19 protein-coding genes and 1 tRNA gene are annotated in these 19,256 nt (G+C 67.3%); 7 read left to right on the top strand and 13 right to left on the bottom strand.

The genetic code is table 11. The annotated features are described in order from the left end of the window. Positions 1-31 precede the first annotated feature (31 nt). The 3 genes from H4W27_RS00315 (at position 32) to H4W27_RS00305 (ending at position 2,690) form a co-directional block, all read left to right on the top strand. Positions 32-964 carry an inositol monophosphatase family protein gene (locus H4W27_RS00315; RefSeq protein ID WP_192594164.1) on the top strand — a complete coding sequence of 311 codons (933 nt, stop codon included), beginning with the start codon at positions 32-34 and terminating at the stop codon, positions 962-964. A 60-nt stretch (positions 965-1,024) separates the two neighbouring features. After that, on the top strand, positions 1,025-2,152 hold the full coding sequence (locus tag H4W27_RS00310) for a VIT1/CCC1 transporter family protein (protein WP_192594163.1): 1,128 nt from the start codon (positions 1,025-1,027) through the stop codon (positions 2,150-2,152). Positions 2,153-2,237: 85 nt separating this feature from the next. Continuing rightward, positions 2,238-2,690 (top strand): pyridoxamine 5'-phosphate oxidase family protein, encoded by a 453-nt coding sequence (locus H4W27_RS00305; RefSeq protein ID WP_192594162.1) that lies wholly within the window; start codon positions 2,238-2,240, stop codon positions 2,688-2,690. A 128-nt stretch (positions 2,691-2,818) separates the two neighbouring features. Here H4W27_RS00305 and sucD read toward each other — a convergent pair whose 3' ends face one another. The 3 genes from sucD to H4W27_RS00290 all read right to left on the bottom strand — a co-directional run bounded on the left by sucD (position 2,819) and on the right by H4W27_RS00290 (position 7,586). Further along, positions 2,819-3,733, bottom strand: a complete 915-nt coding sequence (gene sucD, locus H4W27_RS00300; RefSeq protein WP_192594161.1) for a succinate--CoA ligase subunit alpha — start codon at positions 3,731-3,733, stop codon at positions 2,819-2,821. Positions 3,734-3,748: 15 nt separating this feature from the next. Beyond that, a complete protein-coding gene (gene sucC / locus H4W27_RS00295) occupies positions 3,749-4,927 on the bottom strand; it encodes an ADP-forming succinate--CoA ligase subunit beta (protein ID WP_192596338.1) in 1,179 nt (392 codons plus the stop codon). A gap of 73 nt (positions 4,928-5,000) precedes the next feature. After that, entirely contained in the window at positions 5,001-7,586 is a 2,586-nt protein-coding gene (locus H4W27_RS00290; protein ID WP_192594160.1) for an ATP-dependent helicase, read from the bottom strand. A 99-nt stretch (positions 7,587-7,685) separates the two neighbouring features. Here H4W27_RS00290 and H4W27_RS00285 point away from each other — a divergent pair, with 99 nt between their 5' ends. From H4W27_RS00285 to H4W27_RS00270, 4 genes are all read left to right on the top strand, one after another. Beyond that, a complete protein-coding gene (locus tag H4W27_RS00285) occupies positions 7,686-8,441 on the top strand; it encodes a hypothetical protein (RefSeq protein ID WP_192594159.1) in 756 nt (251 codons plus the stop codon). Between the two features lie 56 nt (positions 8,442-8,497). After that, positions 8,498-8,573 (top strand) — tRNA-Arg (locus H4W27_RS00280). Between the two features lie 12 nt (positions 8,574-8,585). Continuing rightward, positions 8,586-9,023, top strand: coding sequence for a hypothetical protein (locus tag H4W27_RS00275; RefSeq protein WP_192594158.1), 438 nt, complete (start codon positions 8,586-8,588; stop codon positions 9,021-9,023). A 159-nt stretch (positions 9,024-9,182) separates the two neighbouring features. After that, positions 9,183-10,289, top strand: coding sequence for an alkene reductase (locus tag H4W27_RS00270; RefSeq protein WP_192594157.1), 1,107 nt, complete (start codon positions 9,183-9,185; stop codon positions 10,287-10,289). A 110-nt stretch (positions 10,290-10,399) separates the two neighbouring features. On the opposite strand, the gene H4W27_RS00265 is transcribed toward H4W27_RS00270, so the two are convergent. The 10 genes from H4W27_RS00265 to H4W27_RS00220 form a co-directional block, all read right to left on the bottom strand. Next, positions 10,400-11,371 carry an IS481 family transposase gene (locus tag H4W27_RS00265; protein WP_192596337.1) on the bottom strand — a complete coding sequence of 324 codons (972 nt, stop codon included), beginning with the start codon at positions 11,369-11,371 and terminating at the stop codon, positions 10,400-10,402. Positions 11,372-11,496: 125 nt separating this feature from the next. Further along, entirely contained in the window at positions 11,497-12,195 is a 699-nt protein-coding gene (locus tag H4W27_RS00260) for a potassium channel family protein (protein ID WP_225938954.1), read from the bottom strand. Beyond that, the gene (locus H4W27_RS00255; protein WP_318782044.1) at positions 12,188-13,549 is read right to left on the bottom strand and encodes a TrkH family potassium uptake protein; all 1,362 of its coding nucleotides are present in this window, start codon (positions 13,547-13,549) and stop codon (positions 12,188-12,190) included. The genes H4W27_RS00260 and H4W27_RS00255 overlap by 8 nt, the downstream gene beginning before the upstream one ends. A 195-nt stretch (positions 13,550-13,744) precedes the next feature. Continuing rightward, on the bottom strand, positions 13,745-13,948 hold the full coding sequence (locus H4W27_RS00250; RefSeq protein ID WP_036473143.1) for a cold-shock protein: 204 nt from the start codon (positions 13,946-13,948) through the stop codon (positions 13,745-13,747). Between the two features lie 192 nt (positions 13,949-14,140). Continuing rightward, positions 14,141-15,064, bottom strand: a complete 924-nt coding sequence (gene fdhD, locus H4W27_RS00245) for a formate dehydrogenase accessory sulfurtransferase FdhD (protein ID WP_192594155.1) — start codon at positions 15,062-15,064, stop codon at positions 14,141-14,143. Further along, positions 15,052-16,293: a molybdopterin molybdotransferase MoeA gene (locus H4W27_RS00240; RefSeq protein WP_192594154.1), complete on the bottom strand. Its 1,242-nt coding sequence runs from the start codon at positions 16,291-16,293 to the stop codon at positions 15,052-15,054. The genes fdhD and H4W27_RS00240 overlap by 13 nt, the downstream gene beginning before the upstream one ends. Before the next feature lie 28 nt (positions 16,294-16,321). Then, positions 16,322-16,630: a DUF6457 domain-containing protein gene (locus H4W27_RS00235; RefSeq protein ID WP_225938953.1), complete on the bottom strand. Its 309-nt coding sequence runs from the start codon at positions 16,628-16,630 to the stop codon at positions 16,322-16,324. 172 nt (positions 16,631-16,802) lie between these two features. After that, entirely contained in the window at positions 16,803-17,432 is a 630-nt protein-coding gene (mobA, locus tag H4W27_RS00230; RefSeq protein WP_192594153.1) for a molybdenum cofactor guanylyltransferase, read from the bottom strand. Next, on the bottom strand, positions 17,422-17,922 hold the full coding sequence (locus H4W27_RS00225; RefSeq protein WP_192594152.1) for an HNH endonuclease: 501 nt from the start codon (positions 17,920-17,922) through the stop codon (positions 17,422-17,424). The genes mobA and H4W27_RS00225 overlap by 11 nt, the downstream gene beginning before the upstream one ends. Before the next feature lie 263 nt (positions 17,923-18,185). Next, positions 18,186-19,055 (bottom strand): C40 family peptidase, encoded by an 870-nt coding sequence (locus H4W27_RS00220; RefSeq protein WP_192594151.1) that lies wholly within the window; start codon positions 19,053-19,055, stop codon positions 18,186-18,188. Between the last annotated feature and the right edge of the window lie 201 nt (positions 19,056-19,256).

The following is a 19,256-nucleotide window of genomic DNA, read 5'->3' as shown; positions in this document are numbered from 1 at the left end:
TGCCTCGGTCCTCGATGGATAGGGTGAACAGGTGCCGAACAACCATGCGAAGAACAGCCCGCTCCCCGACCAGTCCGAGTCCCGCCCCGACCCGCGCGTCCTGAGGCTGATCGCCTCAGCCGCAGCGCAGCGGGCCGGACTGCCCCTTGCGGAGGCGTTTCGGGCGCGGAATCCCCCCGCGGGGATGGATGTCACCACCAAGAGCAGCAGCCATGACCTGCTCACCCGCCACGACGGGGCCACGGAGACCGCGCTGGCTCGGGAGCTGACCGAGGCGTTTCCCGACTCCCGGGTCACCGGCGAGGAGCAGGGGGCACGCGGCACGGGCGCGCTGGAATGGATCGTGGACCCCATCGACGGCACCAGCAATTTCGTCCACGGCTTCGCGATGTTCTCACTCTCCATCGCGGCGGTCTTCGCGGGCGAGGTGATCGCCGGCGTGGTCCACGACCCGGTGAACGGGCTGACCTTCTCCGCCGACGACGACGGGGCCTACCTCTTCTCGGGGGACGCAGAGATCCGCCTGGAGAGCCCGCGCGCCGGGGAGCCGAGCCAGCGCGGCGAACAGACGCTGAACCTGATGACCAGCTACCCGTCCGCCGAGGTGCTGGCCCAGGAGGGACGGCTGGCCCTCGACACCTTCGCCGAGATGGTCAGCATCTACTCCACGGTGCGCCGAGTGGTCTCCGGCGCCCTGGAGCTCTGCCATGCCGCCGCAGGATGGGCGGATGTGGTCATCGGGGTGGACACCAGACCCTGGGACATCGCCGCGGGCATGCTCATCCTGCGCCGCGCGGGCGGCACCTACCTGGCTCTGGGGCACCCGGACATGACACCCGGGCGGCTGAAACCCGATCATCTGGCGCCGGACTACCTGGGACTCGCCCCCGGTGTGGATTCCCCCGCCGCTCGGCGGCTGATCGGCGAGGCCAGCGCCCGGCGTCGTCGGTTTAGCCATTCCTGAACTTCGTCACAGGACGTCCAGACCTGACTCGGAGCACATGGTTCGGGAAGACTGAACCCGATGAGCTCCACCGACCCCGCAGACTCCCCCGGCGGACCGCGCCCGCCGGCCGCCGCGCCCACGGCACGACAGGTCCGGCGCTGGCGGAAGTACCTCGCAGACGAGCAGGCCGAGAGAAGGCTCTACACCGATCTCGCGGAGCGCAAGCAGGGCGAGGAGCGACAGATCCTGCTCGGCCTCGCCGCGGCGGAGCAGCGCCACGAGCAGCATTGGCGAGACCTCCTGGGTGCCGATGCGGAGCGACTGCCGGCCCCCTCCGCACACCGGGTCCTGCTGGGCTGGATGGCACGGATCTTTGGTTCGGTGTTCATCCTGGCACTGGCGCAGCGCGCAGAAGAAGGCTCCCCCTACGAGCAGGATGATGACGCGACCCCCCGGATGGCGGCCGATGAGGCCATCCATGAAGAGGTCGTGCGCGCCCTGGCGACCCGCGGCCGGGAGAAGCTCTCCGGAGGCTTTCGCGCCGCGGTGTTCGGCGCCAATGACGGACTGGTCTCCAATCTGGCGCTGATCGTGGGCATGGGTGGCACCGGCGTGGGCTCCGGGGTCATTCTGCTGACCGGCATGGCCGGGCTGCTCGCGGGCGCCCTGTCCATGGCCGCCGGGGAGTTCGTCTCGGTGCGCAGCCAGCGCGAGCTGCTCGACGCCACCAGGCCCACGCAGGCCACGCTGCGGGCCGCCCCCGATCTCGACTTCGACCACAATGAGCTCGTCCTGGTCTACCGGGCCCGCGGCATGAGCGCCGGTGACGCCGAACACCGCGCGCTGGAGCGCCTGGGAGTCTTTGACTGTGACTGCAGGCCGGAGCTCTCCCACGATCCGGCCGAACCTGCGGAGACTCACGAGATCGTCGGCTCCGCCTGGACCGCGGCGGGATCCAGCTTCGTCTTCTTCGCCGTCGGCGCGCTGATCCCCGTGCTCCCGTACCTGTTCGGCGGGGAGGGCGCCCCGGCGATCATCCTGGCCAGTTCCATGGTGGGGCTCGCCCTGCTGGCCACCGGGGCGGCCGTGGGCCTGCTCTCCGGCGCCTCTCCGCTCAAGCGCGGGCTGCGCCAGCTGGCCATCGGCCTCGGTGCCGCTGCGGTGACCTACCTGCTGGGTTCACTCCTGGGCGGCACAGTGGCGTAGGTCCAACTCTTCTACGACGTGTAGAAGAACGCTAGACTCGCAGGTGCACAGTGAAGTGCACTACCAGCGAGAGATGGTGACGGCAATGTTCGAACATCCCGAGAACGAACCAGTCCTGGTGCTCAGCGAAGAACAGTGCTGGAGTCTGCTCAAGGGCACCCAGCACGGACGTCTGGTGACGGTGGTCGGCGGACGCGCCGACATCTTCCCGGTCAACTGCGCAGTCCAGGGGAGCTCCATCGTGCTGCGGACCGCGCCGGGATCCAAGCTCGCGGAGATGGCGGTCAATGAGAGCGTGGTCTTCGAAGCCGACGGGATCCTCTCGGACCAGGCCTGGTCTGTGGTGCTGCGCGGCAAGGCCGCCCGGCTGGAGACCTCCGCCGAGCGGGAGTCCGCCGAGGAGCTTGGTCTGAAGCCCTGGGTCCCCACGATCAAGGACTTCTTCGTTCGGATCCGTGCGGAGGAGCTCAGCGGACGCCACTTCCGCTTCGGCGAGCACCCAGAGCGGGAGCTCGGCGAGGGCTCGGAGGGCGGCTGAGCAGCTCCTCCTCGGGGACGGTCCGGGTCTCGTCGGCACCGGCACGCACGAGTGCGGGGCCGCCCCTGATGAACAGGAACGGCCCCGCAGCTGCGGCTTCGTCGCCGTCATCGACGACGATCAGCGGTTCAGCCCTTGAAGATCTCGCGCAGCAGCTGTGCTGTCTCGGAAGGGGTCTTGCCGACCTTCACGCCGGCGGCTTCCAGGGCTTCCTTCTTGCCCTCGGCAGTGCCCGAGCCGCCGGAGACGATGGCACCTGCGTGGCCCATGGTCTTGCCCTCCGGGGCGGTGAAGCCTGCCACGTAGCCGACGACGGGCTTGGTGACATGGGCCTTGACGTACTCGGCCGCCCGCTCCTCGGCATCGCCGCCGATCTCACCGATCATCACGATGGCCTTGGTGTCCGGGTCGTTCTCGAAGGCCTCCAGCGCATCGATGTGCGTGGTGCCGATGACCGGGTCACCGCCGATGCCGATGGAGGTCGAGAAGCCGATGTCACGCAGCTCGTACATCATCTGGTAGGTCAGCGTGCCCGACTTCGAGACCAGGCCGATGGGCCCGGCTTCGGTGATGTTGGACGGGGTGATGCCTGCCAGCGCCTGACCCGGGGTGATGATCCCGGGGCAGTTCGGGCCGATGATCCGGGTGACCGGCTTGCCGTCGGCACCGGTCTTGGTCAGCGAGAGGTTGAAGAACTCGGCCGAGTCCTGCACCGGAATGCCCTCGGTGATGACCACGAGCAGGCCGATGCCTGCTTCGATGGCTTCCACAGCAGCATCCTTGGCGAACTTCGGCGGCACGAAGGCCACCGAGACGTCGGCGCCGGTCTTCTCCATGGCCTCGGCCACGGACTCGAAGACTGGAAGCTCCACGGCGTTGCCGGCCTTGTCCTGGTGCGACACTGTGGTGCCCGCCTTGCGAGCATTGACGCCGCCGACGATGTTCGTGCCTGCCTTGAGCATCAGCGCGGTGTGCTTGGTGCCCTCGCCGCCGGTGATGCCCTGGACGATGACCTTGGAGTCCTTGTTCAGGTAGATAGACATTGTGTGAGCAGGTCCTTACTTGTCAGTCCGCGCGGAGTGCGCAAGTTCGGCGGCCTTGTCGGCGCCGGCGTCCATGGTGTCAGCGGTGGTGACCAGCGGGTGGTTCGCCGACTCGAGGATGCGGCGCCCCTCCTCCACGTTGTTGCCGTCGAGGCGGACCACGAGCGGCTTGGTGGCGGAGTCGCCGAGGATCTCCAGGGCCTTGACGATGCCGTTGGCCACTGCATCACAGGAGGTGATGCCGCCGAAGACGTTGACGAAGACGGACTCGACCTGGTCATCGCCGAGGATGACGTCAAGACCGTTGGCCATGACCTCAGCCGAGGCGCCGCCGCCGATGTCCAGGAAGTTGGCGGGCTTCACGCCGCCGTGCGCCTCGCCTGCATAGGCCACCACGTCCAGGGTGGACATGACCAGTCCGGCGCCGTTGCCGATGATGCCGACCTGGCCGTCGAGCTTGACGTAGTTGAGGTCGTTCTCCTTGGCCTTGGCCTCCAACGGATCCTCGGTCTGCTCATCCACGAGCTCCGCGTGCGCCGGCTGGCGGAACGCGGCGTTCTCATCGATGGTGACCTTGCCGTCGAGAGCGATGATCTCCCCCTCGCCGGTCTTGACCAGCGGGTTCACCTCCACCAGGGTGGCGTCCTCCTTGGAGAAGACAGTCCACAGCTGCTGGAAGGCGTGGGAGAGCTGCTCATGCTGTTCCTGGGGGAAACCAGCCTTCTCCGCGATCTCCAGCGCCTTGGCCGCGTCGATGCCGGTGTTGGGGTCGACGCTGACCCGTGCCAGCGCCTCGGGCCGCTCTTCTGCGAGCTGCTCGATCTCCACGCCGCCCTCTTTGGAGCACATGGCGAGGTAGTTGCGGTTGGCTCGGTCCAGCAGGATCGAGAAGTAGTACTCGTCTGCGATGTCTGCACCCTGGGCGATCATCACGCGGTGCACAGTGTGCCCCTTGATGTCCATGCCCAGAATGGCTTCAGCATGCTGCTGCGCTTCATCGGCGCTCTTGGCAAGCTTGACGCCGCCGGCCTTGCCGCGGCCTCCGACCTTTACCTGAGCTTTGACAACGACGGTGCCGCCGATCTTCTCAGCGGCCGCCTTCGCTTCTTCCGGGGTCTGCGCCACGATTCCGGCCAGCACGGGAACGCCGTGTGCCTCGAAGAGATCGCGCGCCTGGTACTCATACAGGTCCACGTGTGTGTCCTTCTGCGTCGAAGTCATCTCTACATGTGAAGGCCGACGGCGTCGCGCGCTTCACGCGCAGCGCTCAGCTGACCTTCTCAAGTGGAGCATATCGCAGGAGAAGTCTCTTCTCAGACCCGGCGAAGCTCACCTTCGCGACAGTCTTGGCACCGGATCCTTCGACCGCGAGCACCTCTCCCGCCCCGAACCGCTGGTGGCTGACCCTGTCGCCGGGGCTGAGGCTGGGCATCTCGCGGTCTGGATCCACCTGAGATGGGGCTGCGCCGCGGGCGGCGCCGGGGAGTGAGGACGATGTCTTCTCGCTGTCTGCGGCGCCGTAGACCGTGGGGCCCGAGCGTGAGCCGCCTGAGCCGCCTGAGCCGAAGGTGTTCGAGCCGGCGCCCCAGCCGCCGCTGAGGCTGCCTGCCCCGCCCTGGATGGACCCGCCGAACCCCGCCGAGCCGAAACCTGCGGAGCCGAAGCGCGGCCCGCGCGAGACCGATGAGGCGGCGTCGACCTCCAGGAGCTCCTCCGGAATCTCGCCGAGGAACTGGCTGGGCGGGTTGAACTGGTGCTGGCCCCACAGGTGCCGGGACTCCGCGCGGGAGAGGTAGAGGCGCTGGCGCGCCCGGGTGAGCCCCACATACGCCAGACGACGTTCCTCGGCGAGCTCGTCCGGATCCGACATGGAGCGCGAGTGCGGGAAGATCCCGTGCTCCATCCCGGTGAGGAACACCACCGGGAACTCGAGGCCCTTGGCGGTGTGCAGGGTCATCAGAGTGACCTGTCCCTGTTCCACCGCGAGACGCTGAGACTCCTCGTCCCCCGCTGAGGGGATCGCGTCGGCATCGGCGACCAGGGAGACCTGTTCCAGGAAGTTGGACAGGGCCCCGGGGCCCTCCTGCAGACCGGCCTGGGGGTCGCCGACGGCGGAGCCAGCCTCGGCTTCGAGCACCGACTCCTCGTCCTGGGCGGCGGGGCGCGCGTCGGCCGCGGCCGCCTCGGTCTCGTACTCCTTGACCACGGCGACCAGCTCGCCGAGGTTGTCAGCGCGGGACTCATCCTGCAGGTCCTTGGACTGACGAAGGGCCTCGAGCATCCCTGACTGCTCCAGCACCGCTTCGAGCACCACCGAGGGCCTGCTGTCCTGGTTCAGCTGGATCAGGTCATCGATCATCCGGACGAAGGAGGCGATGGCCTTGAGCGAGCGGGTGGCGATCCCCGGGGCGGATTCCGCCCGGCGCAGCGCCTCGAGGAAGGTGGTGCGGTCCCGGGTCGCCAGGGTGGCGACCGCGCCCTCGGCGCGCTCACCGATTCCCCGTTTGGGCTCGTTGAGGATGCGGCGCAGGTTCACGTCGTCGTCGGGGTTGTTGACCACACGCAGGTAGGCCAGCGCGTCCTTGATCTCCTTGCGGTCATAGAACCGCGTGCCGCCGATGACCCGGTAGGGAATGCCGCGGTTGATCAGTCGCTCCTCCAGCGAGCGCGACTGCGCATTGGTGCGGTAGAAGACGGCGACGTCGGAGGGCCTGACGCCGTCCGAGTCGCCCAGAGCATCGATGGTGCGCGCGATCCATTCGGCCTCGTCGTTCTCCGAGGGCGCCACATGGAGCACGATCGGAGACCCCTCGCCCAGAGCGGTCCAGAGCTTCTTCTCGGTCCGGTGGGGATTCTGTGAGATCACCGCATTGGCCGCGTTGAGGATGGTCTGGGTGGAGCGGTAGTTCTGTTCCAGCTTGATCGTGGTGGCATTCGGGTAGTCCCGTGCGAACTCCACGATGTTGCGGATGTCCGCGCCTCGGAAGGCGTAGATGGACTGGTCGGAGTCTCCGACCACGGTCAGCTCCGCTCCCGGCGTCGCGGCCGCTTCGGCGCCGTCCGGAGCGGGCCCGGTGAGCTGGCGGACGAGCCGGTACTGGGCATGGTTGGTGTCCTGATACTCGTCGACCAGCACGTGGCGGAACCGGCGCCGGTAGTTGTCCAGCAGGTGCGGAAAGGCATCGAACATGTAGACGGTCTCGGCGAGAAGATCGTCGAAGTCATAGGCGTTGGCCGCGCGGAGGCGTTCGGAGTACTCCCGGTAGACCGTGGAGACCGCCTCGGAGAAGGGCTCATGGGCAGCGGTGGCCTGGAACTGATCGGCGTCGATGAGCTCGTTCTTCAGTGCGGAGATCTTGTTCTTCAGGGCACGCGGACTGAACCGCTTGGGATCCAGGTCATGAGCCTTGGCGATGGTGGTGATCAGCCGCAGCGAGTCTGCGCTGTCATAGATCGTGAAGGTGGTCCTCCGGCCCAGATGGGCGGCCTCCGCGCGCAGGATCCGCACGCAGGACGAGTGGAAGGTCGAGATCCACATCCGCTCGGCCGAGGGCCCGATCATCTCCGCGATGCGGTCCTTCATCTCCCGTGCGGCCTTATTGGTGAAGGTGATCGCCAGAATCTCATGCGGACGCGCCGCACCGCTGCGCAGCAGGTGCACGACCCTGCGGGTCAGCACCCGGGTCTTGCCCGATCCGGCTCCTGCCACGATCAGCAGCGGCGATCCGGAGTGCAGCACGGCCGCCTGCTGCTCGGGGTTGAGCTCGGCGACGGCATCTGCATCGGGAGCGGATCCGGCACTGGAGGAATGCTCGGCGGGCGTCGCCTTCGGCGGGGTGAAGAGGAAATCCATGGTGGTCCAAGTCTACGGGGCGGCGCTGACACCGATTCAGCGCACCGATCCCCCGAACCTCTGCCAGACTGGAAGCACGCAGATGTCCTCAGGAGGATCATGTCCAAGCGGCGCAAGAAGGTTCGGGGCAATCCCGCGGTCAGGCGTGTGCAGCCGGGACCTGTGGGCCAGCCCGGGGGGCTGCGAGCGTTCCGCGAGGCACGCCGGGCGGGCCAGGACGCATCCGTGGCCCCGCAGCGCCGGGATGACGTCAAGGACGGCTACCTGAGCGCGGCGAATCGGCGCGCCGCCGAGGGTGCTGACTCCAATCCGCATCTGCTGCTCTATTCACTCCTGGGAGTGATGGTGCTGCTGTTCGCCTATCTGCACCTCTATGCGCTGCCTCAGATGAACTATTTCGCCGGTGGATTCTCCATGCCTGACACTCGCCTGTTCGGATACTCCGTGGAGGACATCGAGCGGCTGCGCAGCGTGATGGATTCCGACGGCACCGGCCAGCTCAGCTTCCTGCACCGAACGGCGGGAATCCTGTTTCCGATCTCCTTCCTGCTCTTCTCCTGGGCCGTGGTGGGACTGGTCATGCGCCGCGGGATCTTCCGCTGGATCGTGCTCGCCGGTGCTGGCATCTTCGCCGTAGTCGACATCGCGGAGAACTTCCTGATCGACCACATCCTCACCATGGAACCGCTCGAGGACGGGATGGTCGCCCTGGCCTCAGGATTCACCGTGGCGAGCTGGACGCTGCTGCTGATCGTCGGCGCGGTGGTGATCGGATCCGTCCTGATGGGGCTGATCCGTGAGGGAGTGGAGCGGCCCGCGCCGCGCTTCGGCCCGCGGCGACGGCCGCACAGGTAGGATGGTCCGGTGCCGCGCCGGGAGGCGGGGCATGTGCGGCGATGATCGCCGCGCCACCCTCCGTAGCTCAGGGGATAGAGCACCGCTCTCCTAAAGCGGGTGTCGCAGGTTCGAATCCTGCCGGGGGGACCATGAGTCATCCAGATGGCGCTCGAGCAGGCCTGCCTGTTCTGCCCGGCCCATCAGGGCGTAGGCCTGGGCCCAGTCCTCAGCGCGGGCCATCTGCAGACCCTTCCACCGTCCGCCCGGCCGCGCAGGTATCGCCATCACACCTTCCGGAGAGTCCAGGGCGAACCCGACGAGCACATCGATGCTGTGATCTCCGGCATCGACCAGCAGAGCCGCAGCGGTTCGGAACAAGCCGGAGCGTGCCCTGCGGCGGTGGGACAGACCGAGCCGATCCAGCAGGTCCTCGACCGTCTCCGGCGGAGCGTCGACGACCACATCCCAGTCGTTGACCTCCTCCACCAGTCCCAGGCTCGCCAACAGACCGGACCCCCCGACGACGCTCTCGATCCCGTCCCCGGTGAGCGCCGCCTGGAGGCTGAGCACGGCGTGCAGCGGCGGCAGACGGGCTGCTGAGACGTCCTGGACGGGCTCCATGGCATCAGGATAGCGGCGGCAGTGTGACATTGGCCCTGCTCAGGAATCTCCGCCCACGCTGCGCGGTTGGTCTGGACAGCACGACTCGATGACTCTGCTGGCTCTGCCGGGTCACCACCTCCGAAAGGACCTGCCTTCATGACTTCCTCCGCCCCCGCCAGCCAGGTGCAGGACAAGCTCTTCTCCCCGCTGTCGCTGGGCGCCATCGAGCTGCGCAATCGACTCGTGATGGCCCCGCTGACACGCATCCGCGCCGATCAGGACGGCGTTCCCAACGACCTGATGGTCCAGTACTACACCCAGCGTGCCTCGCTCGGTCTGATCGTCACCGAGGGCACCTTCCCCGTCATGGAGGGTCGCACCTGGATCGGGCAGCCAGGTCTGGAGACGGCCGAGCAGGTCGCCGGATGGCGAAAGGTCACCGATTCGGTGCACGCGGCCGACGGGAAGATCGTCGCCCAGATCATGCACGGCGGCCGCATCGGTCATGAGTCCATCTCCGGCACCGGCCGCGTCGTCGCCCCCAGTGCGCTCGCCGCTCCCGGCGAGATCCGCACCCCTGAGGGCAAGGCGGCCCACCCGGTGCCCCATGCGCTGAGCGTCGATGAGATCGCCCAGACCATCACCGCTTTCACTCAGGCATCGCGCAACGCGATCGAGGCCGGCTTCGACGGCGTGCAGCTCCATGGTGCCAACGGCTACCTGCTCCATGAGTTCACCGCTCCGGCGTCGAACATCCGCACCGACGAATACGGCGGATCCCCGGAGAACCGGGCACGCCTCTCGGTGGAGGTCGCTGCAGCGGTGAGCGACGCGATCGGTGCAGACCGCACAGGGATCCGACTCTCCCCGCAGCACAACATCCAGGGCGCGATGGAGGAGGACCACAAGGACGCGCTGGCCACGTACCAGGCCATGGCCGAGGGTTTTGCACCCCTGGGCCTGAGCCATATCGATGTGCTCAACGCCGATCCCGCGACCGAGATCGTGCAGATGATCCGCCGAGTCTCAGGTGCTCCGCTGATCGCCAATTCAGGCTTCGGAGTCCAGACGACCCGCGACGAGGCCGTCCGACTCATCGACGAGGACCTCGCAGAGGCAGTGGGCGTGGGCCGTTCTGTCATCGCCAACCCGGACCTCGCCCGCCGCTGGGAGCTCGGCCTGGAGGAGAATGAGCCGGATCCCACGACCTTCTACATGGGCGGAGAGCGCGGCTACACCGACTACCCGGCGCTGCGCAGCTGACCGAGACCTCAGCGCTTCACGATCCGCGCCCCCGTCCCTCTCCGGAGAGACGGGGGCGCCGGTCGCAGTCTTCTATCGCGAGTTCTCGGTGACGGATCGACTAGCTGTACTCAGCCACGAGCTTGTTGACAGCGAGTGATGGGCGGATGACCTCCGAGGGCGCTGTGTCGGCGCAGGTGGTTATAGAAGTCTAACCACGGCCCCAGAGCCGCCGTCCGATCAGCTGTCGAGGTGTAGCGGCACCGATAGGCCCACCCCTCCTGCAAGGTCCGGTTGAACCGCTCCGCCTTTCCGTTCTGCCACGGATGCCTCGGCTTGGTCCGCAGATGCTTCGCTCCGAGCCGCCCCAGCACTGACTGGAATGCTCGGGACCGGGTATAGGCCATCGCGTTATCGGTCATCACTCGTTTCACCGGGGCCCCGTGAGCGGCCATGAACACCGCCGCCCGGGCCAGGAAGTCGGCACAGGTCTGCCCTGTCTCATCGGGCAGCGCCTCGGCGTAGGCGAGCCGGGAGTGATCATCGACGGCCACGTGGATGTAGTCGAAACCCACCCGCTGTCGCCCGGTGTTGTGGACTTCGCGCGTCTGGCCTGGGTCTGCTCGCCATCCGCCACCGTCGGGGATGCGTCCGATCTTCTTCACATCCACATGCAGCAGATCCCCAGGGCTGGCATGTTCGTAGCGGCGTTCGGTGGCTCGACCTGCTCGGATCCTGGCGCCGGTGATCGGGTCCAGCTCCCAGAGCCGGGGCCACCCGGCGCGGGCGATGATTCGCGAGATCGTGCGGGCCGGTACCCCTGTGCGCACGGAGAGGTCTGCGGGGCCTTCCCGGTGGTGCTGGCGTGCGTGGAGCACCTGCTGAACCCTCTGCGGTGTGGTGGCGCCGGGGCTGCGTCGTGGTCGAGAAGACCGGTCGACCAGGCCGGTGGGGCCCTCTTCGCGGTAGCGGCGCAGCCATCGGTAGGCCGCAGTGCGCGAGATGCCGAGTTCCTTCGCGACGTGGGCTGCTGGCTGGCCATCAGCGACACGTTGGACCAGCAGAAATCGGCCATGCGGGGTCAGCCGGGAGTTGTGGTTCAGCGCAGGGCGGCGGGCGGTACGGTGAGACAAGGAGACCTCTTAGATCAGTTGGCTGCGTGTGGTAACCACCAACCTAAGAGGTCTCCGCCCTCTTCACATGTCAACAACGTCGTGGCCGAGTACAACTAGCGGAGGCGTGAGAATCCCTCGGCCTGTTTGGCCGGACCCGAGACCAGGATGACGTCGTCAGCAGAAAGCACCGTCTGCGCCGTCGCCGGCTCCCAACGTCCACCGGCGTGCTTCACCGCCGTGATGGTCACACCGTGCCGGCGGCGCACATCCAGCGCACCCAGCTCCTTGCCGAGAATCGCCTGGTGCGGGATCGTCTTGGCCAGCGCGAAGTCCTCGTCGATGAGGATATAGTCCTGCAGACTTCCGCGGACCATATGTGCCACCCGGCGACCCATGTCCTGTTCAGGGAAGACGATGTGGCGCACACCCAGCTGCTCGAGGATCGCCCGGTGGGGTTCGCTGACGGCCTTGGCCCAGAGTTCGTTGATGTCGAACTGCAGCATGAGCGACGTGGCCAGGATGCTGGCCTCGAGGTTTGAGGCGATCGAGATCACAACATGGTCGAACTCATCCACGGACAGCTGCCGCAGCGCCTCCTCGTTGGTCGCGTCAGCAACCACCACGTGGGTGAGCTTGCCGTTCAGTGATTGCACGACGCTCTCATCACGGTCGATCCCGAGCACATCGGTGCCGTGGGCCATCAGCTCGAGCGCCAGGGCGCGCCCGAACCTGCCCAGTCCGATCACGGCCACGGAATCGGGGCGGGCGACGTCACCCGGGTCAGTTCCTCCGAAGAGTTTGAAATTAGCCAATGATGGGCCTTTCCTTGGGCAGTTCATACATGGTGCGGCGTTCGCGGAGCGCAAGCGCTGAGGCAAAGGTGATCGGGCCGACCCTGCCGATGAACATGAGCAGCACCAGGAGCAGCTGACCGCTGACCGGGAGGTCTGCGGTGATGCCGGTGGAGAGCCCCACTGTGGCGAAGGCGGAGACTGTTTCGAAGAGGACCATGTCCAGTGGGAGACCGGTCACGTGCATCAGCGCGCCGGTGGAGAGCACCACGAGTGCTGCAGCGAGCAGGACCACAGCGATCGCCTGTCGGTGCACCGCTCGGGAGAGTCGCTTGCCAAAGATGTTGACCGCGGCCCCTCCGCGAAGCTCGGCGAACACGATGAACAGCAGCACCGCGAAGGTGGTGACCTTGATGCCGCCGGCGGTTCCCGCGGGCGCTCCGCCGATGAACATCAGCACATCCATGCCGAGCCATGTGGTGGGTTCCATGGCAGAGATGTCGATGCTGTTGAATCCTGCCGTGCGGGTCTGCACCGATTGGAAGAATCCCGCCAGGAGCTTGTCTGACCAGTGCAGGGGTCCCAACGTGTCCGGATTGGACCATTCAAGGGCCAGGATCATACAGGTGCCGCCCAGCAGGAGCACGGCTGTGGCCCATAGGACGATCCGGGTATGCATGGACCAGAGTCGAGGGGTTCTGAATCTGCGGCGCAGCTGAAGGATGACCGGGAAGCCCAGGCCTCCCAGGATGATCGCGACCGAAAGGGCGAAACATATCACCGGGTCGGAGACGAAGCCCATCATCGAGTCACTGAAGAGCGAGAATCCGGCGTTGTTGAACGCTGAGACGGAATGAAAGACGCCCTGCCAGAGAGCCTCGCCGAGACCCATGTCATAGCTGAAGAAGAAGCGCAGGGTCAGGATCAGTGCCAGCACCGCTTCCACGAGCAGAGAGATCTTCACGATTCCGAGGATCAGCGATCGCAGATCTGCGAGTCCGAGACTCTTCGCTTCTGCAGCGGCAAGGAGCTTTGAGCGCAGGGAGAGGCGGCCCAGAACGAGCATCCCCACCACCGTGGCGAAGGTCATCACACCGAACCCGCCGAGCTGGATGAGCGCCAGAATGACGGCCTGTCCCATTCCAGACCAGTGGCTCCCGGTGTCCAACACCGTCAGGCCGGTCACACATAGGGCCGAGGTGGCGGTGAAGAGGGCGTGGATGAGGTCTGTCTGCTCCCCCTCGACCGTGGCCGCGGGGAGCAGCAGCAGGCCTGTTCCGATCCCGGTGACCAGGAGGAAGCCGAGAAATATGAGCCTCACCGGTGTGATCCGGCGAAGCAACGCCCGCTGTTGAGCGGGCACTGGGTGAGTCACAAAGCTGAAGCCTAGACCTGAAACTCGGAATGCTTCAATCCTCGCGCTGTGTCCGCTGAACCGTGTTAACGAGATCGGCCCCCTGCTCTCGCAATGCGAGTGCAGGGGGCCGATCTTTCAGAGGTTCTGTTCATCGAACCCGAGGTGCTCAGCTTCAGACGGCTATGCAGCCATCCTCAGCGAACTCAGTGAAGCTCAGAGCGGGTTGACGTTCTCAGCCTGCAGACCCTTGGGGCCGCGGGCAGTCTCGAACTCAACCTTCTGGTTCTCCTCGAGGGAACGGAAGCCGGAAGTGGTGATCGCGCTGAAGTGCACGAAGACATCGTCTGAGCCGTCTTCGGGGGCGATGAAGCCGTAGCCCTTTTCAGCGTTGAACCATTTAACTGTGCCAGTGGCCATGATGTTTCCTTAATATACTTGCTCTTGCTACGCATCGATCTCACGATGCATGTTCCGCAACCAACCTGGCCGGTCGAATGCGGTGTCTACTGTGCGACCACATAAGTGTGGACGCCCTTGTAGTACTCCGTCAGCCTACGCTAATAATCGGCTGGGGTCACTACCGATGTCCGGGAAGCGTCATTCTCGGTCTCATGAGGCCGCCGATTCGTGCCCTTGATGCCTGCCGCGTGCGGCTTGGGCGTCTCGTCCGGCCTCCCCCGTGTCCACGCGTTCAGGGTGGGCATAGAGGTTGATCGATCCGCCCCGAGAGAATCCCGCGAGGCTGACCCCGGAGCGCTCAGCGAGGTCGACTGCCAACGACGACGGCGCCCCGACCGCCGCGAGCATCTCGATCCCCGCCAGGGCCGCCTTCTGCACGAGCTCGAAGGACGCCCTGCCGGAGACCTGCAGGACGGTTCCGCTCAGCGGGAGCCTGTCCTGGGTCAGCGCCCAACCGACCACCTTGTCCACGGCATTGTGCCGGCCGACGTCCTCGCGCAGGCACAGCAGCGCTCCAGACGCGGTGAAGAGCGCCGCGGCGTGGACTCCTCCGGTCTTGCGGAAGATCTGCTGCTCGGTGCGCATGAGGTCTGGCAGGTCCAGCAGAGTCTCGACCTTGAGCCGCAGCTGCGCGGCCGGTCGCCGCGCTAAGGTCTTCTCCACCGCATCGATGGACGTGGTGCCGCAGATTCCACAGGCGGAGCTGGTGAGCACATTGCGGGAGCGCAGCCGCACGGTCTCGGGCACCGGGGCGTCCAGCTCGGCGTCGATCACGTTGTATGTCTGGTTGCCCCGCTCGTCGGTTCCGGCGCAGTAGCGCAGGCCGCGGAGGTCCTCTCGGGAGCCGATGATCCCTTCCGCAACCAGGAAGCCTGCGGCGAGCTCGAAATCATGTCCCGGGGTGCGCATGGTGACCGTGAATGACTCGCCGCCCAGGCGCAGCTCCAGCGGCTCCTCCACCGCGATCTGGTCCAGCCTGCTGGCGGTGCGCGGCACGGAGCCCGTCGCACCGTCGGTGATGCTGCCATCGGCACGGATCGTCGTCACGCGTCTGCGCTGGGTCACTCGTCCCATCGGTGTCCTCCTCGCCGTTGTCCCGGAATCTCGAGACACTGCACCTGTTCACCCTGGACCACGCCGTCCTGGGGAACGATGGCCAGAGCGTCGGAATCGGCCAGTCCCCGCATCATATGGGGACTGCTGTGGCCCGCGGGAACAGCACCCGAGGGACCGCTGCGCACAGGAACCAGGCGGACCCCCCGGGCGGCACCCTGCAGCGGAGCGCCGGCCGTGAGACTCAGCGCACGGGAGCGCTGGTCGGCGGGAACACCGCCGAGCGCGTCGAAGAGCGGGGCGCCCAGCGCGGCGAGCGCGGCGAACCCGGCGAGCGGGTTCCCCGGCAGACCGAGAAGGTGCACGGTTCCGGCAGCGCCTGAGAGCCGCGCGAACAGCGCCGGGTGGCCCGGACGCATGTCCACCGAGTCGACGAGGATCTCGGCACCCAGGGCATGCAGAGCCGGACGCAGGGAGTCGGCGCGGGAGTGGGCGGTGCCGCCGCTGGTGATGACCAGGTCGGCCTCTCCGGCTTCGGTGATCCGCCGCAGCTCCCGGGAAAGCATCTCTGGGTCATCCCCCAGGCGCAGTGATTCGACCGTGCCGGCTCCCATCTCGGTCACCATCCCCGGGAGAGCGATGCCGAAGACATCGCGCACCTGGCCTCCGCGGGGGATCCCCGTGGTGATGACCTCCTCGCCGGTCAGGATCAGCACGACTCGGGGCCTGCGGACCACCTCGAGCCGGTCGTGTCCGGCGACGGCGGCGACAGCGGCCCGGGCGGGGGTCAGCACGGCGCCGGAGGGCAGCAGCTGGGTGCCGGCGGGGCATTCGGTGCCGGCGGCCCTGACATTGCGCCCCTCGGCGAGATCACCGCTGGTCCGTGCCGGAGTGAGAGTCCGACCAGAGATGATGCCGTGCTCGGTGCGCAGCACCGAGACCGTGCCGTCCGGAACCGGGGAGCCGGTGACCACCTCGGCGGCCTCACCCGCGCCCAGCGGGGCGGCCTGGCGGACCGGACTGTGTGCCGTCTCTGCACGCAGCTCCCAGCTCGGCACGCCCGGACCAGACTCTGGCGGGGCGGCCAGCGCCCATCCGTCCATCGCTGAGGTCGCGACGTGCGGAATGTCCTGCTGTGCAAGGATCGGTGCGGCGAGCACGTGTCCCAGGGCCTCTTCGACGGGCAGGACCGCGGTAGCCAGGGCAGAGAGCGCGGAGATCTCTCTGCGCGCCTGCTCCAGGGCCATCATCGACGGTGTCTCCATGGGGACGTGCGGCTCAGCCCACGGCCCCGGAGCGGCGATCCAAGAGCTCGGAGGCGACTCGAGACGCGGCTCGTGAGGCCGTGGCGAAGTCGGCCTGTCCGGTGGCCTCTGCCAGCCCGGCGACGTAGCCGATGAGATGGGTCGTGACCGGGGCCGCCGGGCGGACCACGGTGTGGGCCGCCTGCCCGGCGAGCGCAAGGATCGCGTCGATGTCGACGTCGACACCGTCGATCTCAAGGTGGTGGGCGAGCTCTCCGACCCACCGCTCAATGGCCTCGCGGGTGTCATCGGCGTCCTGTGTCATCGCGGCATCCTCAGTCATCTCAGCTCCCCTGCCCTTTCCACTTCCTCCATCGACACAGCGGCTCTGTCTCTTGAGCCCATGCGTCATCTCAGCTGCATCACCGACGCGGCTTCTCGTCAGTGCTGTCTCCAGAATCTCACAGCCCGCCGCCTCGGCCCCACCGGGGCGGCGCGCGCCGGGAAGATGCCGCTCAGGGAAGCTGGATCCCCCACCTGTGGGCATCCTCGACGGTGTCGATGTCCGCGCTGAGCTCCGCCGGCAGGAGCGGGTGCGCCACAGTCACCGTCTCCTGGAGGCCCTCCATCAGCCAGCGGACCGGACGCTGCTCGGCCTGCCCCGGACGGAGCAGGTTCACGCGCTGGTTCAGCCACGCAGTGGGCACGACTGCGCACAGGTGCTGATGCCGCCCGGACTCGTCCTGCGGCAGCACCGCCGCAGGACTGGCCCCCGCGTGGACTTCGGCGAGCAGCCAGTCGAGCAGCGGCCCAGGCAGAGCCAGGTCCACTGCCAGCAGCAGCGTCGAGGTCGTCTCCGTCCCCGCCTGGCGCTGCTGCAGGGCGCTGACACCAGCGACGATCCCCGCGGCGGGCCCGGAGAACGGCGGTGCCTCCTGGACGAGATCGATCTCCTCGGGCATGCCCGAGCGGAGATGTCCGGGCCCGACCACGGCGGCAGGGATGTGGCGGCGCTGGAGCTCATCCAGCCAGCGGCTCAGCTGTGTGCGGCCACCTCGTGTCAGCAGGGCCTTGTCGAGTCCGCCGAGCCTCCGGCCGGTGCCTCCAGCGAGCAGGACTGCCTGCAGCCGGGTCTCAGCAGGCACGGGCATGACTGAGAAAGGGCATCCAGACCTCGCGCGGGGCGTCGAGCTCCACCGGCATCCAGACGTGGTGCGGCGGAGCATGCGGGGTGATCGCGAGCGTCCAGCCCAGCTCATCGAGGGTCTTGCTGCCCTTGCGGGCGTTGCATGCGCCGCAGCAGGCCACGAGGTTCTCCCAGCTCGAGTCTCCCCCGCGGGCTCGCGGGATGACGTGGTCGACCGTGGATGCGGGACGGGAGCAATAGGTGCACAGGCGTCCGTCACGGCGCAGGATGCTTCGCCGGGAGGGCGCCGCAGGCGCCCGGCGGGCCACGCGGACATAGTGGTGCAGCAGGATCACCGCTGGACGCGGCACGAGTGCAGACGGTGTCGCGATCGGGATGTGATCCTCCGCGAGAACGCTGGCCTTGCCGTGCATCACCAGCACAGCGGCACGACGCGAGGTGACCACGCTCAGCGGCTCGTAGCCTGCATTGAGCACCAGTGTGCGCATATCGGGGCTCCCGTGCGTTCACCCCTGCTCGTCGGGCCGCTGCGCCTGAAGGCGTTGATCGGCCCTGTTCTCACAGGGTTCAACAGCTGTCCTGCTCTGCCTGTACAGGCTCAATATAGACGCTGGACGACGGCGAAGCCCACTCACCCGCCACAGATGACGCGCGCGAGGCGATTCATCCGCGTACGGGCATGAAGAAGCCGCAGGGCGCGATCCCTGGTGGGATCGCGCCCTGCGGCCGAGGTTTCTTCAGTGCTGAAGCGTCAGTTGGCGCTGAGGTACATGGTGTTGGACCAGTACGGGGAGTTCAGCGAGTACTGCACGGTGCCGACGCGGGGGTTGTTCGCGCCGATGAGCTGGCCGTTGCCCACGTAGATGGCCGCGTGGCTGCCACCGTTCTGGATCACGATGTCGCCCGGTGAGGGTGAGGAGACCTGGCGCATGGAGCTCATCATGGCGTAGGTGCTGCGCGGCACGGAGACGCCGGCCTGGGAGTAGGCCCAGTTGATGAAGCCGGAGCAGTCCCAGCCGCTGGTCGAGGAGCCGCCGTAGGAGTAGGGGTTGCCCAGACCTGCATAGGCGGCGCCCACGACTGAGCCGTTGCCGCCGCTGGAGGCCGGGGCCTCAGTCTGTGCCGGCTCGGAGGAGGCGACCTGGGTGTTGCCCTGGGCCTGCTGAGCAGCGTCGGCCTGGCCGGTGTCGGCCTGACCGGTCTCAGCCTGCCCCTGCTGGGCCGGCTCGGCAGGTGCTGCCGGTTCGGTCTGCGGGGAGGCCGGCACGACGGCGGCGGACTCTTCCACAACCGGTTCGGGCTCGGGCTCGGGCGCCGGAGTCGAGGTGACCACCGGGCGGTCGAAGCTGAGCTCGACTTCGCGGGAGGCGGTCACCGCCACGGAGGAGGTGTTGCTGGCGCGCTCCACGCTGAGCCCTGAGGCCGCCACGTCGAGCGTGGTGATCTCGGGGGTCTCGACATTCGGCGCTGCGTTGGCGGCGACTCCGGAGGAGATCACCAGGCCGGAGGCGGCCACGGCAACCGCCGCGCTGCGTCCCACGGTGCCGGCGTTCGATGCCACGGCGTGAGCCAGTGAAGGCTTGGCCTGGCGTCGCCGGTCACGGCGCGAGACGAAAGTCATGTTCTCAGTCACTTCTTGGAAACCTCTCCCTGTAAGTTGCGGGGCCGCCTTCGTGAAGTGCGAGCCGGGAAGCTCACCCTCTTCAGGTCTAGATTGACCGCGATGCCCCACACCCTGCCTAGCGGTAGTTTTACGAACGGCTCCGGTCAGCGGCAGGAGAAGATCTGACCCGAGGAGCTCCAACATCGGACTGCAGTCGCG

The sequence above is a fragment of the Nesterenkonia lutea genome, from assembly GCF_014873955.1.
GTDB lineage: Bacteria > Actinomycetota > Actinomycetes > Actinomycetales > Micrococcaceae > Nesterenkonia > Nesterenkonia lutea.
Note: the sequence above shows the minus strand (reverse complement) of the source record. Positions and strands in the feature narration are given on the sequence as shown.